Source organism: Nonlabens spongiae (assembly GCF_002117125.1).
Taxonomy (GTDB): Bacteria; Bacteroidota; Bacteroidia; order Flavobacteriales; family Flavobacteriaceae; genus Nonlabens; species Nonlabens spongiae.
In genome coordinates this window covers 2,391,090-2,414,572 of record NZ_CP019344.1, presented here as the reverse complement: position 1 = coordinate 2,414,572, position 23,483 = coordinate 2,391,090, and the positions used below count along the sequence as shown (strand labels likewise).

Below are 23,483 nucleotides of genomic sequence, written 5' to 3'. Positions count from 1 at the left end.
TGTCAAAAATGTTAGGTAAATACCAAAATGACATTTACTAACAAAAGTTTATCAGTAAATACCTTCAAATGATAATTAATGCCAATAAAAAAGGGGATGATTTTCATCATCCCCTTTCTGTTATTAATAGTTAGAATTACTCTTTTAAGAATTTAATGGTTTGTTGCTTACCACCGGCATCAACCGTGATAAAGTACATTCCATCACTTAAAGTACTCATTCCATCTAATTCAATAGTAGATGAAGATCTCATGTTCTCTCTGCGAACCATTTGACCAAGTGCATTGTGAATCATAATATTCACGTCTCCTGTTACATTAGTTCCCATATCAAGGTTCAAGATATCTCCTGACACCGGGTTAGGATACAAACTGATTTTAGAAGCTTGGTCAAGACCAGGAGTGCTAGCAGTTGTATCAATTCTGAAATCGTCGATAGCAACATCTCCATAGAAGGCATCTCCAGCAGCATTAACTGTAATTTCACTTAAGAATCTAACAATTATTTGCTGACCTGAAAATCCAGATAAATCAATACTCCTAAGTTGCCATGGGTCTGCACTAGAGGTTTGCTGTTCTCCAACTAACTGATCCACTTGAGTAAATGTGGAACCGCCATCTGTCGACACTTCAGTAGTTAAAGAGACTATGGTTTCTCCGTACATGTGATATTGGAATGATAGCTCTGGATTTGAAAGTGCACCAAGATCTATCAAGGGGCTATTAACTATTGCTATGTCACCATCTCCAGCAGGGAGAGAGGCCTCAGAATACATGAATGCAGAACCGCTAAATGCTCCAGATGGACCAGTACTTCCAGAAGTTGTACCTCCATTAGTATCTATTTGCCATTCAAAATCATTAGGTAAGTTTTGTGACCAACAATTTTGTTCAGTAAATTCTGTATCAGCAGCAAAGTTTTCAAAATCAGTAAAATAAGGAGCAGGAATAGCAGCACATTCTGTATTAAAACTTACAGCTGTAAAATTATAAATACTTGCATCACCAGCTCCACATATTTCTCTAACATATAGGTCATAGGCAGTTGAGGAGTTTAACGCCGGTCCAGTGGTAACACCATCACCTATAGTGAATGAATAACTTCCATTTGTTACAGCAGGATCTGAAATAGCGATACCGGAACCAGTAGGCGCTGGATCACCAGCAGGCACAACTTGATATTCAAAATTACCTGATGAGTTCATATTCCCAGAATCAAATGAGATATCAGCAGTAGTCGTGGTCGTTCCTGATACCACTAGATTTGAAATCTCAAAACAACTCGGTGGAGTTCTAACTTGGAAGTTGTCTACATAAAAGTTCACATCTCCACCAGAGGTTGGACCCTCAGTAGCTAAGAATGCAAACTTCACACTTGAGCTTGTAGAAGTAATTGGAAGGTTAACTACATCACCTGTATTGCTAGGCACATTGTTTTCATCCCATACTATCAGTTCAGTCCAAGGACCACCATTTTCACTCATGAGAAATTGAACTTGATCATCTGGATTAATAACATCAGGACCGGTTCCAGACCACGGTGTTAATGCAACATCAAAGTTGACCTCATATCCTCCAGCTGATAAATCAAATTCTGGAGTGATTAACCACTCCACATCATTTGTTAACCAAATTTCAATACGAGCAGATCCTGAGGTTCCATTATTTGCAAATCCATCTGCAATCCAGTTAGAGGTTGAAGTACTAGGATCTGGTCCATTAGCAAGATCACCATCACCAGCCTCTGACCAACAAAGAGGAACATAGTTGTCAAAATTCTCTGCGTAATCTGGAGTTATGGCCACACATGCTGTGTCGAAGTTAACAGGACCTGTCCAGTCACTGAAATCACCACCACCACAGTCAGCTCTTACATAGACATCATATGAACTAGATGGCATTAATGTATTAACCGTGAAAGGGCTTGAAGTCACACCAGTAATGATGTTGGCACCTGTTTGAGGCTGCCCAGCATCAACGATCTCAATCTCAAAGAGATTTTGAGAAGAATCCCCTAAATTCCATTCTACATCTCCACCACTTGAAGTGATATTAGTTACATCAAGATCAGTTACTGGTAGACATGAGGGAGCTTCTTGAACACAAATGTCGGAAGTGCCTGAAGTGGCTCCGTCTTTCCAAAGTGCCATTTTATACACTGCACCAGGAATTAATCCTGAGATGATTCCAGTAGTATTTCTCGCAGTTGCTGAACAGAGAACTTCTGTTCCTCCACAACTTTCAAATAGCGCATACTCCATAGTGGCTCCTGTCATATTTACAATGACTCCACCATTAGCCGGTACCACAAAATCTATAAATACACCTGTATTAACACCTACCGTATCACAGCCAGCTACATTAGTCCCTATATCTACAGCAGTTGAGAAATCAACCGTATAAGGAGTTGCGGTTGCGCAGTCAGGTTCTACTGTCATTCTAATTGCAGCTGCGCAAGATTCACCTGGACCTACTTGAGTATATTGCAATGGCCCTGCCATCATGCTTACGTCAGTTCCAGCATTGGCTGGATCACAATCTCCAGTAACATAGAAATCATAGCTATCACCTACTACTAAACCAGTAGCCATAAAACTGTTTGTCGTAACCGTTCCTGATTGAAGTACGTCAGCTGGAACGCTTGGATCCCCACCTGGTACTGTAACCACAACATCAAACGAAGTTTGATTTGAAGAACCTGGAGTCCATATAAAATCTGCCGTTGTAGGAGTTACGTTAGTTATTCCTAAGTCAATCGGAGTAGGACAAGAAGGTCCATCTTCAATACAGATATTAGTACTGGTTAGAGCTCCAGAGTCATCCCAAACCACCAACTTATAATCATCTCTAAAGTTTAGCTGACCAACTTCTAATTGCGTTCCCCCTGTTAAAGTTCCACATGCAAATTCAACATTTGCATTTCCAGAGCCGTCCACTGTAAATAATGCATATTGAACATCTTCTGAAGAGTTTAAATAAACTGCCGAAGTATTTCTATTAGGTCTGAATTGATACCAAGCGCCTCTATTTTCAGCAAATGCCGATGCACAAGATGCAACATCTCCTAAATCAATAGCATTAGTAAAATCAAGTACTGTTTGAGTAGTAGCATCACAAGTAGTTTCTACTGTCAGACCTATGGAAGTGTCAGCTGTATCACCTGGACCTGGAGTTCTGAAGCTTACTGGTCCCACAAATGCACTGTTAGAAGACCCACAATCAGCTCTCAAGTAAACATCATAACGAGTTCCAGGTGTAAGTGTGCTATCTGTATAAGGATTTGTCGTTACATCATTAATTGTAGGACTTGTAGGGGCAGTTGCACCTTCTGGTACGATGGCAAGATCCCATTGTGTCTCACCGCTTAATCCTGCTGTCCAAGAAAATTCTGCTGAAGTGCCATCAATAACAGTCACAGCTAAATCTGATGGATTTTCACAAGCAGGACGAGCTACACAATTGAATAAAACTTCAAAACCAGCACCTACTATGGAGATGTCAGAGTCTAATACTAGAGTTAAAGCACCATCGGCATTAGTAGCCGTATAAATGATCGGAGAATCCCCAGCAGATACATCTACATTAGGTACGTCACCATCAATTAGCGGTGCATTAGTATCCAAACCATCATAGATTAATATTTCATCACAGCATGTCTCCAAGTCAACTAGCTGAAATTCAAGCTGAGCTAAGTCATTTACAGAATTTGGTATGAAAACATATGTTTCTACTGACGTAATTGAATAATCTCCACTTGGTCCTCCAGAATCATAAACTGTATCACCACAGCTGGCAGAAGTTGTAAAAGACTCTGGCCCTGCAGCATCACTTATGTCATTATTGCCACAATCAGCATAAACGTAAATATCGTATTGCGTATTTGAAGACAATCCTGATTTTGTAAATCCAGAAACAACATTAATATCTGTAGGAGTTCCTGTAGGAGGAGTTCCTGCAGTTACTACTTCAACATTATATCCTACAGGTGTAGTACCTTGTGTAGGCGCAGTCCAAGAAAGGTCAGCCGTTGTTTGTGTAACATTTGCAACATCAAGATCTGTAGGTACAAAACAGGTAGGACCTTCTTCAATACAAATATCAGTGGTACTACTATTTGTACCATCAACCCACATCGCCATTTTGTAGTTTGTGTTGGCCATTAAGCCAGAGATAATATGACTAGAAGATGAAGATTCACAAGCTACTTCAGTTCCTCCACAAGCATCCAATATCTGGATTTCCATTGCCACCGAAGTATTGATAGTAATGGTAGTTACGGTACCTGTAGTAAATTCAAACCAGCCACCAGTATTTACACCTGCGGTATCACATCCACTAATTGGACCAAGATCACCTGCAGCTGCCAGATCAAGTGAATAAGGCGTTGCTGTTGCGCAATCTGCTTCTACTGTTAAGGTTTGAGCTGTAGCACAGTTGTCTAACGGACCATCCGTTCTAAACTGGAAAGGCCCACCAAAAGTACTGGTATCACCACCACCACAATTAGCTCTCACATAATATTCATAAACTGTTGCTGGTGTTAATCCAGTTAAAGGATAAGGGTTGTTAACACCATTGAACTGTGGAGTTCCAGTAACTGTTTGACCAGCTGTAATATTTACTACCTCAATATCCCACGCAGTTTCTCCACTTCCACCAGAAGTCCAGCTTAAATCTGCTGTAGTATCCGTAACGTTTGCAGCGTCAAGAGCAGTAGGTTCTAGACAAGTGGGACCTGCTTGAAGGCATATGTCTGTAGTGACTGTAGGAGTACCATCTTTCCATACCATTAATTTGTAATTATTACCAGGCGTTAATCCAGTTATAATCCCAGAGTCAGTTGTTGCTGAACTTACACACTCTAATTGCGTACCTCCACAACCATCAAATAATGCGAATTCTACAGTAGTACCTGTTGATGTCATAACGATTGAAGCAGATGCTGGTGCGGTAAAATCAAACCATTTTCCTGTGTTTGTTCCGACAGCATCACAAGTCGCAGAAGATGTTCCCAGATCCACGGAATTAGCAAAATCTAGATTATAGACAGTACTACAATCTCCAAAAGCATTAACCGTTAAGGCAATAGGTTCTGCACATGCATCACCAGGTCCTGGCACTCTAAAAGTCGCTGGTTGACTATTGAAGCTTATGTCTGTAGCACTACAAACGGCACGTACGTAAGCCTCATAAATTGTTCCCGGAACTAAACCACTATTTATTGTTGTAGAAGTAGTCGTTAAATTACCTACAGTAACTGTACCATTAGGCGATGTGCCTTGTTCAACAATCTCTACCTCCCACTCCGTTTCACTAGAAGTCCAGCTTAAGTCTACCGAAGTACCAGTAACATTGTCTGCTGTAACAGCAGAAGGACTTACACATGTAGGAAGCTCACGTACGACAACATTGTCAATACCAGCTCCCCAAATTGAAGTTCCTGCTGCATCATCATCATATCTAAAACGAACTTGAAAATTTGCGTTGGAGTATTGAGTAATGTCAGTAAATCCTAAAGATCCAACTTCATCAACGGTTGTGGTGAAAATATTTACCCAAGCTGTACCGTCAAATACATCAGCATCGAGATCTCCATCACCAGCAAAATCTTGTAAGGCATAATCAAAGTTGATTTCTATACCATTTACTAATGGTGTAGTGTCTACAATCGGACTTAAAAGAAATGCTTCATCTAGTCCAGCTGCACCATTTGCATCAGGATTGATTATCGCAGCATTTGTCGCAAAGTCTGCTCCGGTAGGCATATCACCCGAACCAAATTCCCAGTTTGCAGTACCAGCTACTTGCTGGGTAGTCCATCCCGCGGGAATTGCGCTTCCATTGAAGTCTTCATTTATGATTTGCCCTGTTGCCAGATAGGCGGTGCAAATCATCATACAATAGAGTAATCTAATTTTCATATAAGAGAGATTTAAGTTTAACGTTAGGATTTTAAGATGCTGAATGTAAGTATTTCATTAAACTTTTATTAACTAGCTATTAACTATTAGATAAAATACATATTCCATCGTTAAAGTGTTTCTATTACCACTTTTGGTTACTTATGAGAACAAACTATCTTTGTCGCCTCAAATCTTAATTACATATAGCATGCAACTGTATAATAAATTAAGTGCTGAAGAACGTAGAGAATTAATAAGGGAATCAGGTAAGGAGCGCCTTACTATTTCCTTCTATCAGTATACGCACTTAGGTAATCCAGAACTTTTTAGAAACCATCTTTTTATTGCTTTTGATCAATTAGAAGTTTTAGGCCGTATTTATGTCGCTCATGAAGGTATCAATGCCCAGCTTTCCATACCAGCTGATCGCTTTGAAGAATTCAAAGAATTTTTAGACGGAATACATTTCCTTAAAAATGTTCGTCTCAACATAGCACGAGAACAAGATGATGAGAGTTTCCTAAAACTTAAAGTCAAAGTAAGACCTAAAATTGTCGCTGATGGTCTTGACGATTCCACCTTTGATGTGACCAATAAAGGTAAACACGTAGATGCGATGGAGTTCAATAATCTTATCGACGATCCAGATACCATACTGGTAGATATGCGCAACCACTACGAAACTGAAATCGGTCATTTTAAAAATGCCTGGACGCCTGATGTAGACACCTTTCGCGAAAGCTTACCTATCATTGAAAAGGAAATTGAAGAACATAAATCTAGGAAAAAACTGGTTATGTACTGTACCGGTGGTATACGATGTGAGAAAGCTAGTGCTTACTACAAGCACCGCGGTTTTGAAAATGTATATCAGCTTGAAGGGGGAATTATTGAATACCACAGACAGGTGACTGAAAAGGGTCTTGAAAATAAATTCAGAGGTAAAAACTTCGTCTTTGATCACCGTCTTTCAGAACGCATAGGGGATGAGGTTATAGCAAACTGTCACCAGTGTGGCGCTCCATGCGATACTCATACAAACTGTGAGAACGATGCTTGCCATTTACTTTTCATACAGTGTGAGGAATGTAAAAAACAATATGATAGTTGTTGCAGCAACGAGTGTCAGGATATCATAAAACTACCCGCTGAAGAACAAAAGAGATTGCGCGCCGGGTATTATAACAGCAATAACATATTTAAAAAGGGAAGATCTGAAAAACTTAAATTTAAGAAACACTAATTTTCCCTCTATATATCAAGGACAGTCGATTGTGTTTTTCAAGTAATTCCTCGTCCTTAATATATAGTCTTAATAAATCTATAGTATTTACAAGTTGCTCGTCGGTCAAATTCTTATAAGCTGGCGAGCTTATTTGTTTATTCCATTGCTCATGTAGAGTATTATCTAGTGCTATGCGCCAGTAACAGTGGTTTTGGAAACTTTTATTGGGATAATACGTCGACAACACGTTCCCTAGATTTATATATTCCTGTTCAAGTTCCTTTCTGTTCATGAATTTGATAATTCCGCTTTCGCGAAAGCGAGAACAAATACAACTTACTAACGAGAAATTTTTCCTACCCTGCGTTCATGCCTACCACCTGCAAAATCAGTATCTAAAAAAGTTTCCACCATACTAACAGCCTGTGGAATTGATGTAAATCGTGCAGGTATGCAAATAACATTGGCATTATTGTGTTCTCTAGAAAGTTCTGCAATCTCCTTGTTCCAGCATACAGCTCCACGTACTTCAGAGTACTTATTTACTGTCATGGAAACTCCTTGAGCGCTACCACATATAACTACGCCTAGATCAGCAACTCCATTTTCTACATCTTGAGCCACAAGATGAGCAAAATCTGGATAATCTACACTTTCAGAAGAATCAGTACCATGATTGTTTACTTGATAGCCTCTTTTTTCTAACGTCTCTACAATAGCTTTTTTGTAATCTGGACCGGCGTGATCATTACCTAGACTTATCTTCATAAGTTTTGCTTTTTCACAAAAGTAATGGGTTTGAACGGTAAAACTAGGTTATTAACAACTCATACTTTTTACATTTTATGAGTAGCCGATAAGGTGTGAATAAGTGATCATAAAAAAGATTTTGAATATTGAAAGCTTTTTACCATTGATCAAATCTTTAAGATCACCAAAAAATAACTCACTTATTTGAAAAAAAGTTATGAGGTAGTTTCACACTGTAATTAACATGACCAGATCATGATGCTTCTGAACAATCTACTGTGAATAGAAGAATTGAATAACTGTTGAGAAACTCAAGGTAAAAATGATAATAATCTACTTTACAGTGATATAACATTGAGATAACATGTCAATAAAATTGGATAACTTCAATTCTTAAAGAAATCCAAATTTTTCACCGAGATTTTTTACCGCAATTCACAGCATATCATAATCATCATTTTATTTTTTTTAAAAAAGAAGAAAAGAAATTATGTGTTTATAAGTGTTGATAACGATAACACCTAGCAAGTAATCAAAAGCAATTATGCTTTCAAATTTTGTAAGGCTATTTAAAATTGAATAGGGAGTAAAACTTAAGCCATCGCAGTTATAGCGCTGGAAGGTAGCTCATCGAGAGCTGCACTTGAATTGCTGAGAATATCTCGGGTAAGAATATACAAAACCAGAATGCCCACGGCAAAAATGACCATGAACAAAAGTGTCGTGTAGTAGGAATTTTTAACCTTCATAGCAATCTATCTAAAGGACGAGATAACGGCTACAAAGTTATACTATTTTCTTAATACTGTGTTAACGAGATGTTTTCTTTGCGTTATTGAATTTTGATATGGTCATAAGTAAATCTAATTGAAATTCTTAAGCTTTCCTATTAAGGTGTTTTATCAGGTTTCTTTCCTGTAACTTTGATTCATATGAAAAAAAAGAAAAATAGAAAGTCTAAGACTAAGTTCAAGAACCTCTCCCAGAGTGTACTTAACGTTTTAAAACAAGATCCAAATAAGAATTTCAACTATAAACAGGTCTGTGGCAAGCTATCGATCACAGATTCCAGTGGCCGGAACCAAGTAATAAAAAAGTTACACCAGCTCAAAGCGAAAGGCAAAATTGAAGAAGTTGATCGAGGTAAGTTCAAGATCATTAAAGCCATCGATTATTACACCGGTACTATAGATATAAGTTCTCGTGGTACTGGTTACGTCATCACAAACGAGCTCCAGGAAGATATCATGGTCCCTAAACGTAGTGTAGGCCAGGCATTGCATGGCGATGAAGTAGAAGTATATGTGTACCACCGCCGCAGGGGACAGCAACCAGAGGGAGAGATCACTAAGGTAATTAAGCGCAACAAGACAGAATTTGTTGGTGAGATCGAGGTGCTTGAAAAATTTGCATTTGTTAAAGTAACCGACCCTAAAATCACTACAGATTTCTTTATTCCCGGTCGTCAGATCAATGGTGCCAAAGATGGTCAAGTGGTACTTGTAGAATTTGTGGAATGGAATGACAAACAAGACTCGCCTAATGGTCGCGTTAAAGAGATACTGGGTGATCCGGGTGAACATGACACAGAGATTCATGCAATTTTAGCTCAGTACGGTCTACCTTATGAATTTCCAGAGCGGGTGGAGGAGTTTACCCAGAAACTGGACAAGACTATTTCAGAAAAAGAGATCAGCAAGCGTCGTGACATGCGTGATACACTCACTTATACCATAGATCCGGCTGATGCAAAAGATTTTGACGACGCACTTTCTTTCAAAAAGTTGGAAAATGGTCGTTACGAAATTGGGATTCACATTGCTGATGTTTCTCATTATGTTCAGCCTGACACACCTCTGGATGAGGAAGCTTATGAGCGAGCTACTTCCGTTTATCTGGTAGATCGTGTGGTTCCCATGCTGCCTGAGGTACTATCAAATGGCGTTTGTAGTTTGAATCCGCATGAGGATAAGTTGTGTTTTTCTGCGGTTTTTGAAATGGATGAAAAATGTAAGGTTCATAAAGAATGGTTCGGCCGCACGGTGATCCATTCAGACCAGCGGTTTGCCTATGAAGAAGCGCAACATATCATAGAAACTCAAGAGGGAATTATTCCTGAAGAGATCTCGCTTTCGCGAAAGCGTACCACCATAAAACCCGAGATCGTAGAAGCTACTTTAAAACTAGACGAGCTGGCCAAAAAAATGCGCTCGCAACGCATGCGTGACGGAGCCTTGAGTTTCGATAAAACTGAGGTTAAATTCACACTCAATGAAAATGCAGAACCTACCGGAGTCTACTTTAAGACCAGCAAGGACGCCAATAAGTTGATTGAAGAATTCATGTTATTGGCAAATCGTAAAGTGGCTGCTTTTATCGGAAAACAGTCGCCAAAGAAAACTTTTGTCTATCGTATCCACGACGAGCCAAATGACGAGAAATTGAGTGCACTGGCCAAGGTGGTAACAAAATTTGGTCACAGACTTGACTTACGAGATCGCAAAACGGTTACGAAGTCCTTAAATAAGTTATTGAAAGACGTTCAAGGGAATAAAGAGCAAAACATGGTGGACACGCTTGCGATCAGAACCATGTCTAAAGCTGAGTATTCTACTCAAAACATTGGACATTACGGGCTGGCGTTTGATTACTATTCTCATTTCACCAGTCCCATTAGACGTTATCCAGACGTTATGGTGCATAGACTACTGCAACATTATTTGGACGGTGGTAAAAGCCGCAGTGAAGAGGAATATGAAGAGAAATGCCATCATTCCACAAACATGGAAATCCTTGCTACTAAGGCTGAGCGTGACTCGATCAAGTACATGCAGATCAAGTTCATGAAAGACCACGCCGACGAGGATTTCCTAGGTGTAATTTCTGGTGTGACAGATTGGGGAATTTACGTGGAGATCATTTCTAACAAATGTGAGGGAATGGTACGACTGGGTGATCTGGATGATGATAGCTATGAGTACGTAGAAGAGGACTTTGCCGTAGTAGGCCGTCGTACAAAAAATACCTACACTCTAGGAGATGAGGTCTATGTACGCGTCAAAAATGCAGATTTAGTAAAGAAACATCTTGATTTCTGGATGGTGGGGAAACCAGACTAGTGCTAGATTATTGTTATTGAAAGAAATACATTTACTTTTGCACTTATGAAGTCAATCATCGAAGAACATTTAGTAATTCTTCATTCACTTTTATTTCTATTGAACAGGGCTGAAAAACCTATTGGCAGACACAAACTTTTTAAGATGATGTACTTTGCTGAGAAGAAAAGTTTAGCCACGTATGGTAGACCATTGACTACAGATCGGTATGTAGCTATGAAGTATGGTCCTGTTCCCTCAATAGCTTATCGCTTTATCCAAACCTTAGAAGGAAACGACAATTATATGTCAGATTATATACCTTTTCTTTCTTCTCATTTAGAGTTAATGAATGACCATAAGGTATCGGCAAAGTCTCATTATGATCCTGATGAATTATCACAATCTGATATTCAGTTCCTAGAAGAGAGTTTTGATGAAAATTATCACCTTAGCTTTACTGAACTTACAGAAAAATCTCATGATTTAGCTTGGAATTCTGCTGACAAAAATACTAACATGAGTACTTATGAAATAGCAAAGGCAGCGGGTGCAACCGATGATACTATCTCGTATTTATTAGAATTTTTAGAATTACAAAAAAGCAGTCTGATTACTCGTGCATCTTAAAATAGGCATGGTTCTTAAGCTTTTTTTAGTGGATACAAATCCACCAAAATTGAAGTATCTTATTATCGTAGGCGTTGATAGATCATCGATATCTTGTGTATCTGTTCTAATCAATTCAAAACCGAATAGAAAAATCCATTGGCATGTAGATCTAATGGCTTTACAAGTTCCAATTTCAGCTTCTGATCATGACTTTTTAAACTATGATTCGTTTGTAGACTGTTCTAATTTAAGGCAAGAACAAATTTATGACCTTGAGTTAGAACTAAATTCAAATTTAGATGCGTACGTTGGAGATGTAACTCAGACATTTTTAGAAACTCTGAGAAATGCAATAAAGCATTCCAATACGATAAAAGGTAAATTGAAGAAGAAGTTTGGTTTCTATGATTCATGAAAACAAAAACCTGTCATAATTGCAAAGAAGAACATACCACACTTTATCGCATTCAGATACGAGTAGGGAAGGAGTGGATTTTTTGCTGTAAAACTTGCACGGAGAAATTCATGAATCTTCCAGAATATAGATATGGCGGTACTTGGAAAGGATATCGTCATTAAATTCAATTCCTGACGCAACCATTTTAATGTTACTGTATCTATTCTTTAGAATTACTCCCAGTCGATTCAGAATCTTAAAATTAACTATGCATGCATAGTTTTTGGCACGGGATTTGAAATGTATAATAACGAAGATTAAGAGTAATTTTCATAAAGTTTTTTGGTTGGTTAGTGGGAAAGCGGTGATTAGAAATAGTCATCGCTTTCTTTTTGTAACAATCCCAAGTTTTCAGCATCTTTAAGCCAAACTTACATTATGAAAAAGAGTTTATTCTTCCTATCATTAGTTTTTGCAGGTCTCGCTTTCGCGCAAGCGCAATCAAATAGAGAAATCGATCTTAAACCATTTCATACCATTAAGGTATTTGATCTCATAACGGTAAATCTTGTAAAATCAGAAACACCTAAAATTCTAATCAAAGGACGCGATGCTGATCAGGTAGAATTTATAGAAAAAGACGGAATGCTCAAAATACGCATGGAGACTGACATGATTTTTCACGGTGAGGATACTTTTGTTTATGTCTATTACACAGATTTAGAAATCATTGATGGGAATGAAGGCGCACAGATTTTATCAAACGAACTCATTGAACAGTCCAGACTTGAGATCAGGGTACAGGAGGGAGCAAGGGTAGAGGCGGGTCTCAAGGTAGAAAATCTTGAATTAAGAGCGGTAACTGGCGGTATTTTAGAACTCAAAGGGACTTCTCAACACCAAAATTTAATCGTCAACACTGGCGGTATTGCAGAAAATGAACGCCTAGAATCAGATCATGTTACAGTAAAGGTACAAGCAGGCGGCGAGGTAGAAGTATATGCTTCAAAATCTGTAGATGTTGCGGTAAGAGCTGGTGGTAATGTCACAGTTTACGGCAATCCTTCTCAAAGAAAGAAAAAGCGTTTTTTAGGTGGAAACATCGATTTTGTGGATTAAATAGATCTTCAGCAAATTTGTGAGTTGCTTTATGCTTTGCCTACCTTTGAGCAACAAGAGTTTCCTTAATGCTGGCAGACATTTTAAAAGCGATCCCCTTAGGTTTTATCATGGCCTTTTTGATAGGACCGGTATTTTTTGCATTACTCGAGACTGCTGCTATTAAAGGTTTTAGAGCTGCCTTGTCCCTTGATCTAGGTGTAATTCTAGCCGATATTATTTTTCTCCTGGTAGCCTATTTTATGACTGCCAGTATTTTGGACAAGCTTAAGGACGATCCCAGCCTCTTCATTTTTGGAGGATCCATACTGGCGATCTACGGTGTAATATCTTTTGTACGCACTAAAAAAACTTATCTAAAAGAGGTAGAAACTGAGGTGCTGGAAGTAAAAAAAACAAATTACGCCCAGCTGTTCATTAAAGGATTTCTGCTCAATTTTATAAATATTGGGGTTTTGGGCTTTTGGCTGGGACTTATAGTGGTTTTCAGTCCGCAGCTTGATAATGATGAAAGCCGTATAGTCATATTCTTTTCCACTGTTTTAGTTACCTATTTAGTTGTTGATATAGGTAAAGTTTTACTTGCCAAAAGTCTCAATAGATACCTAACCCCCTTTAGAATTTTCTGGTTGAAGCGCATCATCGCCATCATTATGGGAATATGTGGAGGTGTTCTTATTTTCAAAGGTGTATTCCCTGATGCCACAGATGAGCTGACTAAGGAAATCCATATCATGCCTGAGGTTGAACCTGTGGATCCTTCTCTAGAAGGACTGGATGAAATTAATCGGGAGGAGTCACAAAATCCAGAAAAATAAAAAACCCCTGTTTTCACAGAGGTTCATTTGAGGTACCAAGCGGATTCGAACCGCTGTACTAGGTTTTGCAGACCCATGCCTAGCCACTCGGCCATGGTACCTTGTAAGGAGCGCAAAAATAATAAAAATAGCCTATCTACCTTGCAAAAATTCAGGTTTATCACATTCTGTGGTATTGAGGATAATTTAAGCTTTTGATTAGGGCTTTCCCTGCGGTCAGGCTTTCGCTGCAAGTCCTCGTCCCGACACATCGGGACTGTGGGCTTTTCTCTCAATCCTTAACGCGATAAGAATTGCTTAATATTCATAGAGAATACGCGCGCCATTATTAGCAATATTCAAAAACACTTGGTTACCATCTACTTGTAAATTAGAGATATCAAAAGAAATTTCTTTTGAGATTATCGCTTGGCAAACTTCGATATTTCTCAGGGATAGCCTAATATCACGTTGAGGTGGAAATGATTCGGCGATGGTCTCAGAATCTATCAATTTCACCTCCCAACTGTTTCCATCACAACCACTGGAGCTGAAACTAATCTTTAAACAATCACCGTCTATAATCAATTCATCAATTGAAATCTGGTCTGCCGGTGCATTTTGGAATTGAGCATTGCTTAAAACAACATTCATGTCACAATTACTTGAAGTAGGACGCTGGTTGTCATCACCTTCTGAACAACCTACAAACGCAATACAAAGTGACATGAAAAAAAGTAGGTGTTTCATTTTGATAGCCTTTTGGTTATCAGTTAGATGCAGGATTTTTAAAAAGGTTGCGCTATTAACTCCAAAAACAACGGATCTTCTGATTTTTGACTTCAGATTTGTTAGGAACGATTTTGTTTCATCACGATCACGACACTTTCCACATCACCACCTATAGGAGGGTTAACTTTTGCCACTTTTACTTCGGCAGTTTGTACCATGGACTCTTCCTTAAAAATACGATTGAGAATGCGCTGCGCGACTTGTTCCAATAGTTTTGAGCGCACCGCCATTTCCTCTTTGATGATCCTATTGAGAGAAACGTAGTCTACGGTATCGCTTAGATTATCGGTTTGAGCGCTTTTGCTTAAGTCAGTTTCTACCTCGAGATCCACACGGTATTCACTTCCTATGAGTTCTTCTTCAGTAAGACAACCGTGATTGGTAAAGACACGTACGTTATTGAGTTGTATTTTATGCATGTTACAAAGATAAAAGCATGGAGACAAGCCATGAAATAAACCCTAAATTTGTCGCGTAAATTGATTGTGATGAGCGAGGAAAAAACTCCCAAAAATTTCATTGAAGAAATCATAGATGAAGACTTGAAAAATGGTCTGGCTGAGGATAAATTGAGATTCCGTTTTCCGCCAGAGCCTAATGGATATCTGCATATAGGTCACGCGAGTGCCATCTGTCTCAACTTTGGACTGGGTGAGAAGTACAATAAACCCGTAAACCTGAGATTTGATGATACAAATCCTGCAAAGGAAGAGGCAAAATATGTAGAAGCCATAAAAAAGGATGTAGAATGGTTGGGTTATAAATGGGATAACCTTTGCTATGCTTCAGATTATTTTCAAGAGCTTTATGACTGGGCGGTAGAAATGATCAAAAATGGAAAAGCTTATGTCGATTCACAAACCAGCGAGCAAATAGCTGAACAAAAGGGTTCCCTCACCGAACCAGGAACTGAAAGTCCTTACCGCGACCGCAGTGTTGAAGAGAATCTAGAATTGCTGGAGGGAATGAAAAATGGAAAGTATGGAGCCAGTGAGCATGTTCTGAGAGCTAAAATCGACATGAAGTCCAACAATCTACTCATGCGTGATCCCATTATGTACCGAGTAGTTAATAAAGCCCACCACCGCACGGGAGAAGATTGGAAAATCTATCCTATGTACGACTGGACTCACGGTGAGAGTGATTATCTGGAACAAATCTCTCATTCCTTCTGTACGCTAGAATTTTTGCCCCATAGAGAGCTTTATGATTGGTTCTTGGATCAAGTGGTAGATGAGAGTAAAGTACGCCCTAAACAGCGTGAATTTGCTCGTAGAAACGTTTCTCATACCGTAACCAGCAAGCGTAAGTTGCAAAGACTGGTAGAAGATGGTGTGGTTTCTGGCTGGGATGACCCTCGCATGACGACTATCTCTGGTTTGAGAAGACGCGGGTATACGGCTAATGCGATCAAAAACTTCGCAAAAAGCATCGGTATAGGTAAAAGGGACAATCTTGTGGATATGAATCACCTAGAATTCCATTTGCGCGATGATCTCAACAAAAATGCAAACAGGGTGATGTGTGTTCTTGATCCTGTGAAGCTGGTTATCACAAACTATCCTGAAGGTCAGGAGGAAATGCTCCAGGCAGAAAATAGTCAAGAGGATGAGTCTCGTGGTTATCGTGAAGTGCCATTTTCGAGGGAATTATACATAGAGCGTGATGACTTTAAGGAATCGGCAAATAAAAAATACTTCCGTTTAACCATAGGCAAGGAAGTGCGTTTAAAAAATGCATACATCATCAAAGGTGAAAGCTGTATCAAAGATGAGGATGGGAATATTACTGAAATCCACGCCACTTATGATCCAGATTCAAAAAGTGGTAGCGGTACAGAGGCCAGTATGCGCCGTGTTAAGGGAACCCTCCATTGGGTAAGTGCTCAACACGCTTTGCCTGTTGAAGTACGCCTTTATGATCGATTGTTTACAGTCCCATCTCCTGATACTGATAAGGAAAAGGATTTTATGGAATTCATTAATCCCGACTCTCTAGAAATCATTACAGCTTATGGAGAGCCATCACTTAAAAATCTACCAGTAGGAGAAACGGTGCAATTTCAGCGTTTGGGATACTTCTGCGTAGATCCAGATTCTACTGAGGATAAAATGGTTTTCAATCGCACGGTAACGTTGAGAGATACTTGGGCAAAGATTGAAGCAAATTAATAGTGTATTAAAGACCCGATTAAGGAGATACTGGATCGCGCTGCGCTTGACCAGTATGACAAGTTCAAAAAATGTAACTGTCACTCTGAACGCGATGGTAGGAGCGATTCAGAGTTTCATTATCGATGTCTCGATGCTTGTGATTATCCCGCTTTCGCGAAAGCGAGATTAACATCAACACAATAGTGTTATCAAATTGCAATACTCGGCTCATTTTAACATTATTTGGTAGATTGTTTCTTTTTTTAAGATTGAATTAATAGTAGTTTTTTTAAGGTTAACCTGTATTTAACGACAGCTGCGATCTATTAAAATATCTTTGTAGTCCATTTAAAGAAAGAATTATGTCTAAATCATCAAATGCTATAGTAGCGCTTGCGGCAGGAGCTGCAATAGGAGCTGCATTTGGTCTTCTTTACGCACCAGAAAGTGGGGAAAAGACCAGAAAAAAAATTAAGAAACAAGCTAAAAAAGCTCAGAGAGATATCGATGCCCAGGCTCGTAAAACCTACGCTGATGTATCAGAAAGGGTTAATCAGTTTTCCAATACTGCTAAGCACAAGGCGACAGACTGGAAAGGAACGGTAAGTGAGCGCATTGAGTCAGCACTTTCAAGCGCAAGCTACAAAGCTGACGACGCTATCGTCGCTCTTGAAGAAAAATTAGAGCAATTGCGTGAGCAAAATGCAAAATTACAGAAACCAAAATCAGTTAAGGATGCTGCTCAAACAACATCTGCATCTGTAAACGTATAAAACAGACTTCGTCTTGGGAAAAAGTATTACTGAAAATTTTACCGAATTTACAAATGCCACTCAAGACTACATTGAGTCTACCATTAACTACCATAAACTAGATCTTTATAAAAAGGGTACAAAAGGAGCTGTATCGATAAGCTACAACCTCGTTTTGGCCTTTTTTTTATTGATCGCCTTACTTTTCTTAAGTGTTGCTGGCAGTATTGTTATAGGAGAAGCTATAGGAAGTCTTGCAGGTGGATATGCAATAGTAGGTGGTTTCTATATCATCGTAACCATCGTATTAGCGTTTACGCTTAAGAGCAAACTAGAAACGCTTATTTTAAGAAAAACGAGTAAACAATTCTTCAATAATAATGAAGATTTAACCGTAACCCAGTATGAGGACTTATAGTAATTTTGAAGAGGTAGAGAGAGATCTTAAATACTTAAAACTTCAGCAAGAGGTTCATAAGGAGACCATGAAGCTCAATTTGAATGAAGTTAAGGAGAGTTTGAGCCCTATTTCTATTGTTACCAACATTATAGGTTCTATCGCTAAAAAGGCAGTTATTCTAAAGGCTGTAAATAAAATGGTGGGTTTAAAAGGAGGAAAATAAAATTAAATTGCTAGGAAAAAGGAAAATCCGCTGGTGAGCAATCACCAGCGGATTTTTTCATACTATCAATACGCGGTTACTATGCGTCAAAATCTTCGGTATCCTCGCTTTCTTCTAGATCAATTCTTGAGGTATCGATCCGTTTTCTGGGGCGTTCCTTTTTCTCTTTTTCAGCTCTTGCGCGCTTCATTTCTTCACCTATTTGAGCACTAGCGGTAAAGCTTGCAATCATGTTGTTGAGCATATCACTACCGGCCTGTGGACTGTTAGGTAGTAGAATCAAATTAGAACTTGTTTCTTCACCTAGAGATTGTAGAGTGTCATAATGTTGGGTTACCACAATAAGAGCACTTGCTTCTTGAGAGTTGATCCCCACATTATTCAATACGTCCACTGACTCTTCTAGACCTCTTGCAATCTCACGACGTTGATCAGCGATACCTTGACCTTGAAGTCTTTTTGATTCTGCCTCAGCGCGTGCTTTTGCAACGATTTTGATCCTTTCTGCTTCAGCTTCGTATTCTGCAGCGGTTTTTTCGCGTTCTGAGGCGTTAATACGGTTCATCGCTGCCTTTACCTGTACATCAGGATCAATGTCTGTTACAAGCGTTTTAATGATATCGTAACCGTAATCCAGCATGGCTTCGTTAAGTTCACGCTTTACAGCGATAGCGATGTCATCTTTTTTCTCAAAAACATAATCAAGCTTCATTTTAGGGACCTCTGCACGTACCACATCAAAAACATAAGACGTGATCTGATCATGCGGATTTTGAAGTCGGTAAAAGGCATCATACACCTTTGATCTGATTACCTCAAACTGAACAGAAACTTTCAGACGAACAAATACATCATCCTTAGTCTTAGTTTCAACAACCACATCGAGCTGTTGGATTTTAAGGTTGATTCTCCCAGCAACTCGATCTATTAAAGGAATCTTGAGCTGCAGGCCCGAGTGTCGCATACTCGTAAATTTACCGAAACGCTCCACCACCGCAGCCGTTTGTTGTTTGACGGTGAAAAAGGTTCCTAACAATAAAAAGAAGCCTAGAACCAACAATACTGGAACTATTAAATATCCTCCCATAATTTATAAATTAATGATTAGCAGTTTATAGGTGTGGAAGATATGAGAATTGTTACAAATTCAAACTCACTATAATGTGATTTGTCATTCTGAACGGCGCTCTGCGACGATTGAGAATCTCTTTTTAGTCTCCTAAAAATTTTGAGATTGAGTCATCTTATAGAGATTCTGAATATCTCGATGCTCTCGATTTAAGAGTGACAAGAAAATTTCAAAGTGACATTTACATTTCTAAGACAGCTCAGAAACAGCTTTTTTAATGCGATCTACCGTTTCATCTTTCCCTATCATGGACGCGATCTCAAATACATCAGGTCCCATGAGGCTTCCTACTAAAGACAATCGCAAAGGCATCATCACTTTACCAAAGCCCATATCTTGATCTTTGATCCAGCCTTTAACGAGATCTGCGTATTCTGTCGCGGTTTCCACCTCAGAATTTTCGATAAGTTCAGCAACTTGTGTCATGATTTCTCCTGTATCATCCTTCCAGCATTTTTTGACATTCTTTACATCATATTCAGATGGTGCTACAAAGAAAAATAAAGAGAGGTCAAACAAATCATCTACAAAGACGGCTCTTTCCTTTACTAATCCACAGACTGTGTCAACATATTCCTGAGAAGGGTAGGAGATGTCTTTAGCTTGTAACGCTTTCGCGAAAGCGGCACCTACAACAGCATCATCTTGCTGCACAAACCATTGCTGCTGAAACCACTTTGCCTTTTCAGGATCATACTTGGCTCCAGAACTATTTACTTTATCCAAGTTAAATGCCGAAACCAATTCATCCTGAGTAAAAATTTCTTGATCCGTTCCTGGATTCCAGCCTAAAAATGCTAGAATATTAACCATCGCTTCTGGTAAGAATCCATCTTCTCTGAATCCGCTGCTTTTCTCGCCTGATTTAGGATCTACCCAGTCCAGCGGAAAAACGGAGAAGCCCATTTTATCTCCATCGCGCTTGGAGAGTTTTCCTTTCCCTGTAGGTTTAAGAATAAGTGGCAGGTGCGCAAATTTAGGAGCGGTCCAACCAAAACTTTCATACAACAAAACGTGCAGCGCCATACTGGGCAGCCATTCCTCGCCACGTATCACGTGGGTGATTTCCATCTCGTGATCATCCACCACATTTGCCAAGTGATAGGTAGGCATGCCGTCGCTTTTAAAAAGCACCTTATCATCCAAAAGGCTGGTGTCGATCTCGATACCCTTACGTATCTCATCAAACATTCCCAGCATTTTAAGTTCAGGCTTGAAGCGTATAACGTAATCGTCTCCTGCTGAGATACGTTGATCTACCTCTTCTTGGGATAACGTCAGGGAGTTCTTAAACTCATCCCGATTTTTATGGTTGTAGATGAAGGTTTGTTTGTTTCCTTCGGCTTTTTTACGGGCTGCGTCCAGTTCTTCTGGAGTATCAAAAGCATAATAGGCAGCACCGTTCAAAATTAGCTTTTCAGCGTACTTACGGTAGCGATTTTTACGCTCGCTCTGACGGTAGGGGCCATATTCACCCTCACGTCCAGGACCTTCATCATAAGGAATGTTGCACCAGTCCAGAGCTTCCTTGATGTAATCTTCAGCTCCTTCTACATAGCGGTTTTGATCTGTATCCTCGATTCGTAAAACGAAGGTTCCGTTATATTTTTTAGCAAACAAATAATTGAAAAGTGCGGTTCTTACACCACCTATATGCAAAGGACCGGTAGGACTGGGAGCAAATCTTACACGTACGGGCTGACTCATAGCTATTTTATTTGCCGGCAAAGATAAAAAGACAGCTTGGGCTAATCGAGTAAGATGTTGTTAGAAAAACACTATATTTGACAAATATTGTCAAATAAATTTATGGAAAATTCTTTCGGTCAAATGATTCGATCTTTAAGAATCAATAAAGGTTTACTTCTTCGTGAAGCTTCTTCCTTATTAAATATTGATGTTGCTATTTTAAGTAAAATCGAAAATGGAAGGAGATCTGCACCATGGGATTTGATAAATAGAATAGCTGATCGGTATGCGGTGGAAATAAATGATTTAATCATAGCTTGGCATGTAGATAAAATATCAAAGCAGCTAAAAACAGAAAAAAATGCGACAGAGATTATCGATATTTTAAAGGTAAAATTTCAGGATGGAACAGCCTAAGTTAATGGATTTTCACCGATTTTTAGATGAAGCAGGTGATACCACATTTTATGGAAAAGGTAAAAGAAATATTATTGGATCTAACGGCGTTTCAAACGTTTTTATTTTAGGCATGGTGAAGATCAAAGACCCGTTAGATGAGGTGAGAGATAAAATCAATTCTCTTCAAAATAAAATAACTAATGATGAATTTTATCATGTTCCTAGTGTTGTGAAAAAGATTAAAAAAACTGGTTATTATTTGCACGCCACGGACGATATAGGAGAAATAAGAAAAGAGATGTTTGATTTAATGAAAACTATCAATTGTAGTTTTGAGGCTGTGGTAGGTAGAAAAAATATAGAACGATATGAGACTAAACACAAAGGCAAAGAAGAATATTTCTATGCAGACCTATTGTCTCATTTACTTAAAAATAAACTCACTAAACATCAAAAGCTTGTATTGCATATTTCTGAAAGAGGCAAAAGCACCAAAAATCATAATTTGGAATTAGCTTTCTTGAAAGCTAAACAGAGGTTTTCAAGAGTAAAAGGTAATACAGAGGTAAAAACTAACGTTGTTTTTAATGTAAATTATCCTACTAAAGACCCTTTATTAAATCTAGCAGACTATTACTGCTGGTCAGTTCAAAGGGTTTTTGAAAAAGGAGAAATGAGGTTTTATAATTTCCTGAGGGATCAGATTAGCCTTGTAGTTGATTTGTACGATACTGAAAATTACGGAGATTGGATGAACTACTACGATAATAAAAAGAATCCTTTAACTTCCAAAAATAAAATAAGCCCACCAAAACACTAATTTCAAGTATATGAAATAACGACATGGAGTCGACTTTCGTGTTTCGCAGACTTATTTTGCAAAGGTACAAAAACGGTACCTAAATTCTAATTAGGAATCGGCAATTAAACATAACCCTTCAAAAAGAAACCATCTCCCGTGGCACTCTCTTATTCACTAAAGAAAACCACAATGGTGGAAACAGTGCAATCACCATCATTGTAGGATAACCGTAAGGCAACTGCGGGCTGATCTCATGATGATCAAGTACTTGGAATTTTTTGCTCGCTCTAAAGTGATGGTCACTATGACGGGTGAGTTCGTAAAGGAGGATTCTACCAAGGGCATGATTGGAATTCCAACTATGAACAGGTCGCACCACTTCATACCGTCCAGATTTTTTCTTTTTGCGCTGCAATCCATAGTGCTCGAGATAATTGATAATCTCCAGCAGCGTGAAACCCACAATCGCCACCGCGATCAGCAACAAGCTGACCTGCCAACCAAAAATTAATCCAGCAATCAGTAAGTAATTGAACTGAATGATTTGATACCAGAACATGTCATTATTAAGAGAGAAAAACGATTGGTTTTGAGATTTGAGTATTTGTCTTTGAATCTTCCACGCATTGATGTACTGATTGGGAACGGATCGTAGCCAGAATGCATAGATATTTTCATTATATCGGGCGCTCGCAGGATCGTCCACCGTGGCAGCCTTCTGATGATGGCCGTAGTTATGCTCAATGTAAAAGTGCATGTAAAGACTGGGTAGCAATAATGCCTTGCCTAAAAACCGTTCCCAACTCTCTTGACGATGGCCTAGTTCATGCGCCACGTTAATGCCGTTACTACCAGTAACGATACCTAAAGAAAAGATCAAACCAATTGTTTCAGCTGTAGAGTAGGGTGAGAAAGCATAACTATAGATGCCGTAGAACAAAACACCATAGATAATAGGCAAGTTCAACCAAAGCAGCACATCAAAGAACTTGGTGCTTAGTTTCCTAGACCGTTCATCTTCTTCAAGATTATCTGTTACTTGAGGCATAACCAGTTCCAGCAGCGGCACTAAACCAAAAATGATTACGGGTGTCAGAAATAAAAACCCACCTTTTAAAGCAATCCCGATGATGCAGAAGACGGGAACCAGATAAGCGGTAAGGTATTTGAGGTCGTTTAGCACAGCGCAAGTTTAAGGAACAATCTAAAACAGAGTCAATAAAGATACATCCTATCCATTATAT

At 39.0% G+C, this 23,483-nt stretch carries 22 protein-coding genes and 1 tRNA gene; 12 read left to right on the top strand and 11 right to left on the bottom strand.

Translation table 11 applies throughout. The annotated features are described in order from the left end of the window. Positions 1–136: 136 nt before the first annotated feature. Positions 137–5,920 carry a fibronectin type III domain-containing protein gene (locus BST97_RS11105; RefSeq protein ID WP_085767301.1) on the bottom strand — a complete coding sequence of 1,928 codons (5,784 nt, stop codon included), beginning with the start codon at positions 5,918–5,920 and terminating at the stop codon, positions 137–139. Positions 5,921–6,110: 190 nt separating this feature from the next. Here BST97_RS11105 and trhO point away from each other — a divergent pair, with 190 nt between their 5' ends. Further along, positions 6,111–7,145, top strand: a complete 1,035-nt coding sequence (gene trhO / locus BST97_RS11100) for an oxygen-dependent tRNA uridine(34) hydroxylase TrhO (protein WP_085767300.1) — start codon at positions 6,111–6,113, stop codon at positions 7,143–7,145. On the opposite strand, the gene BST97_RS11095 is transcribed toward trhO, so the two are convergent. The 3 genes from BST97_RS11095 to BST97_RS15845 form a co-directional block, all read right to left on the bottom strand. Next, positions 7,132–7,419, bottom strand: a complete 288-nt coding sequence (locus tag BST97_RS11095) for an acetyltransferase (protein ID WP_085767299.1) — start codon at positions 7,417–7,419, stop codon at positions 7,132–7,134. The genes trhO and BST97_RS11095 overlap by 14 nt on opposite strands. Before the next feature lie 47 nt (positions 7,420–7,466). Continuing rightward, entirely contained in the window at positions 7,467–7,895 is a 429-nt protein-coding gene (rpiB, locus tag BST97_RS11090; protein WP_085767298.1) for a ribose 5-phosphate isomerase B, read from the bottom strand. Between the two features lie 575 nt (positions 7,896–8,470). Continuing rightward, the gene (locus BST97_RS15845; protein ID WP_157111634.1) at positions 8,471–8,626 is read right to left on the bottom strand and encodes a hypothetical protein; all 156 of its coding nucleotides are present in this window, start codon (positions 8,624–8,626) and stop codon (positions 8,471–8,473) included. Positions 8,627–8,809: 183 nt separating this feature from the next. Between BST97_RS15845 and rnr the strand changes: the two genes are divergently transcribed. From rnr to BST97_RS11065, 5 genes are all read left to right on the top strand, one after another. Continuing rightward, positions 8,810–10,996, top strand: a complete 2,187-nt coding sequence (gene rnr / locus BST97_RS11085; protein WP_085767297.1) for a ribonuclease R — start codon at positions 8,810–8,812, stop codon at positions 10,994–10,996. Positions 10,997–11,041: 45 nt separating this feature from the next. Beyond that, a complete protein-coding gene (locus tag BST97_RS11080) occupies positions 11,042–11,605 on the top strand; it encodes a Panacea domain-containing protein (RefSeq protein ID WP_085767296.1) in 564 nt (187 codons plus the stop codon). A gap of 7 nt (positions 11,606–11,612) precedes the next feature. Further along, positions 11,613–12,002: a hypothetical protein gene (locus BST97_RS11075; RefSeq protein WP_157111632.1), complete on the top strand. Its 390-nt coding sequence runs from the start codon at positions 11,613–11,615 to the stop codon at positions 12,000–12,002. Between the two features lie 420 nt (positions 12,003–12,422). After that, positions 12,423–13,103 (top strand): head GIN domain-containing protein, encoded by a 681-nt coding sequence (locus BST97_RS11070; protein ID WP_085767294.1) that lies wholly within the window; start codon positions 12,423–12,425, stop codon positions 13,101–13,103. 68 nt (positions 13,104–13,171) lie between these two features. Further along, complete coding sequence (locus BST97_RS11065; RefSeq protein ID WP_085767293.1) at positions 13,172–13,921, top strand: LysE family translocator; 750 nt, start codon at positions 13,172–13,174, stop codon at positions 13,919–13,921. Between the two features lie 30 nt (positions 13,922–13,951). Here the strand turns inward: BST97_RS11065 and BST97_RS11060 are convergent. The 3 genes from BST97_RS11060 to folB all read right to left on the bottom strand — a co-directional run bounded on the left by BST97_RS11060 (position 13,952) and on the right by folB (position 15,111). Beyond that, a tRNA-Cys gene (locus BST97_RS11060) sits at positions 13,952–14,022 on the bottom strand. A gap of 196 nt (positions 14,023–14,218) precedes the next feature. After that, positions 14,219–14,650, bottom strand: a complete 432-nt coding sequence (locus BST97_RS11055) for a hypothetical protein (RefSeq protein WP_157111630.1) — start codon at positions 14,648–14,650, stop codon at positions 14,219–14,221. Positions 14,651–14,751: 101 nt separating this feature from the next. Next, complete coding sequence (folB, locus tag BST97_RS11050; protein ID WP_085767291.1) at positions 14,752–15,111, bottom strand: dihydroneopterin aldolase; 360 nt, start codon at positions 15,109–15,111, stop codon at positions 14,752–14,754. A 69-nt stretch (positions 15,112–15,180) separates the two neighbouring features. Here folB and BST97_RS11045 point away from each other — a divergent pair, with 69 nt between their 5' ends. Next, positions 15,181–16,863: a glutamine--tRNA ligase/YqeY domain fusion protein gene (locus tag BST97_RS11045; RefSeq protein WP_085767290.1), complete on the top strand. Its 1,683-nt coding sequence runs from the start codon at positions 15,181–15,183 to the stop codon at positions 16,861–16,863. A 64-nt stretch (positions 16,864–16,927) separates the two neighbouring features. Here the strand turns inward: BST97_RS11045 and BST97_RS15840 are convergent, their stop codons facing one another. Continuing rightward, positions 16,928–17,077: a hypothetical protein gene (locus tag BST97_RS15840; protein ID WP_157111628.1), complete on the bottom strand. Its 150-nt coding sequence runs from the start codon at positions 17,075–17,077 to the stop codon at positions 16,928–16,930. A gap of 130 nt (positions 17,078–17,207) precedes the next feature. On the opposite strand from BST97_RS15840, the gene BST97_RS11040 reads away from it, so the two are divergent. Genes BST97_RS11040 through BST97_RS11030 form a run of 3 tightly spaced genes read left to right on the top strand, consistent with a single transcriptional unit; the run spans position 17,208 to position 18,220 of the window. Further along, positions 17,208–17,618, top strand: a complete 411-nt coding sequence (locus BST97_RS11040; protein WP_085767289.1) for a YtxH domain-containing protein — start codon at positions 17,208–17,210, stop codon at positions 17,616–17,618. 13 nt (positions 17,619–17,631) lie between these two features. Beyond that, entirely contained in the window at positions 17,632–18,015 is a 384-nt protein-coding gene (locus tag BST97_RS11035; RefSeq protein ID WP_085767288.1) for a phage holin family protein, read from the top strand. Further along, a complete protein-coding gene (locus BST97_RS11030) occupies positions 18,002–18,220 on the top strand; it encodes a DUF6327 family protein (protein ID WP_085767287.1) in 219 nt (72 codons plus the stop codon). Before BST97_RS11035 ends, BST97_RS11030 begins: the two co-directional genes overlap by 14 nt. Before the next feature lie 79 nt (positions 18,221–18,299). On the opposite strand, the gene BST97_RS11025 is transcribed toward BST97_RS11030, so the two are convergent. Both BST97_RS11025 and gltX read right to left on the bottom strand, forming a co-directional pair. Further along, a complete protein-coding gene (locus tag BST97_RS11025) occupies positions 18,300–19,307 on the bottom strand; it encodes an SPFH domain-containing protein (RefSeq protein ID WP_085767286.1) in 1,008 nt (335 codons plus the stop codon). 231 nt (positions 19,308–19,538) lie between these two features. Beyond that, positions 19,539–21,056, bottom strand: a complete 1,518-nt coding sequence (gene gltX / locus BST97_RS11020) for a glutamate--tRNA ligase (protein ID WP_085767285.1) — start codon at positions 21,054–21,056, stop codon at positions 19,539–19,541. 102 nt (positions 21,057–21,158) lie between these two features. Here gltX and BST97_RS11015 point away from each other — a divergent pair, with 102 nt between their 5' ends. Both BST97_RS11015 and BST97_RS11010 read left to right on the top strand, forming a co-directional pair. Beyond that, on the top strand, positions 21,159–21,455 hold the full coding sequence (locus BST97_RS11015) for a helix-turn-helix domain-containing protein (protein ID WP_085767284.1): 297 nt from the start codon (positions 21,159–21,161) through the stop codon (positions 21,453–21,455). Then, positions 21,442–22,257: a DUF3800 domain-containing protein gene (locus BST97_RS11010; RefSeq protein ID WP_085767283.1), complete on the top strand. Its 816-nt coding sequence runs from the start codon at positions 21,442–21,444 to the stop codon at positions 22,255–22,257. The genes BST97_RS11015 and BST97_RS11010 overlap by 14 nt, the downstream gene beginning before the upstream one ends. 118 nt (positions 22,258–22,375) lie before the next feature. Here the strand turns inward: BST97_RS11010 and BST97_RS11005 are convergent, their stop codons facing one another. After that, positions 22,376–23,422 carry an alkane 1-monooxygenase gene (locus BST97_RS11005; RefSeq protein ID WP_085767282.1) on the bottom strand — a complete coding sequence of 349 codons (1,047 nt, stop codon included), beginning with the start codon at positions 23,420–23,422 and terminating at the stop codon, positions 22,376–22,378. Positions 23,423–23,483 lie beyond the last annotated feature (61 nt).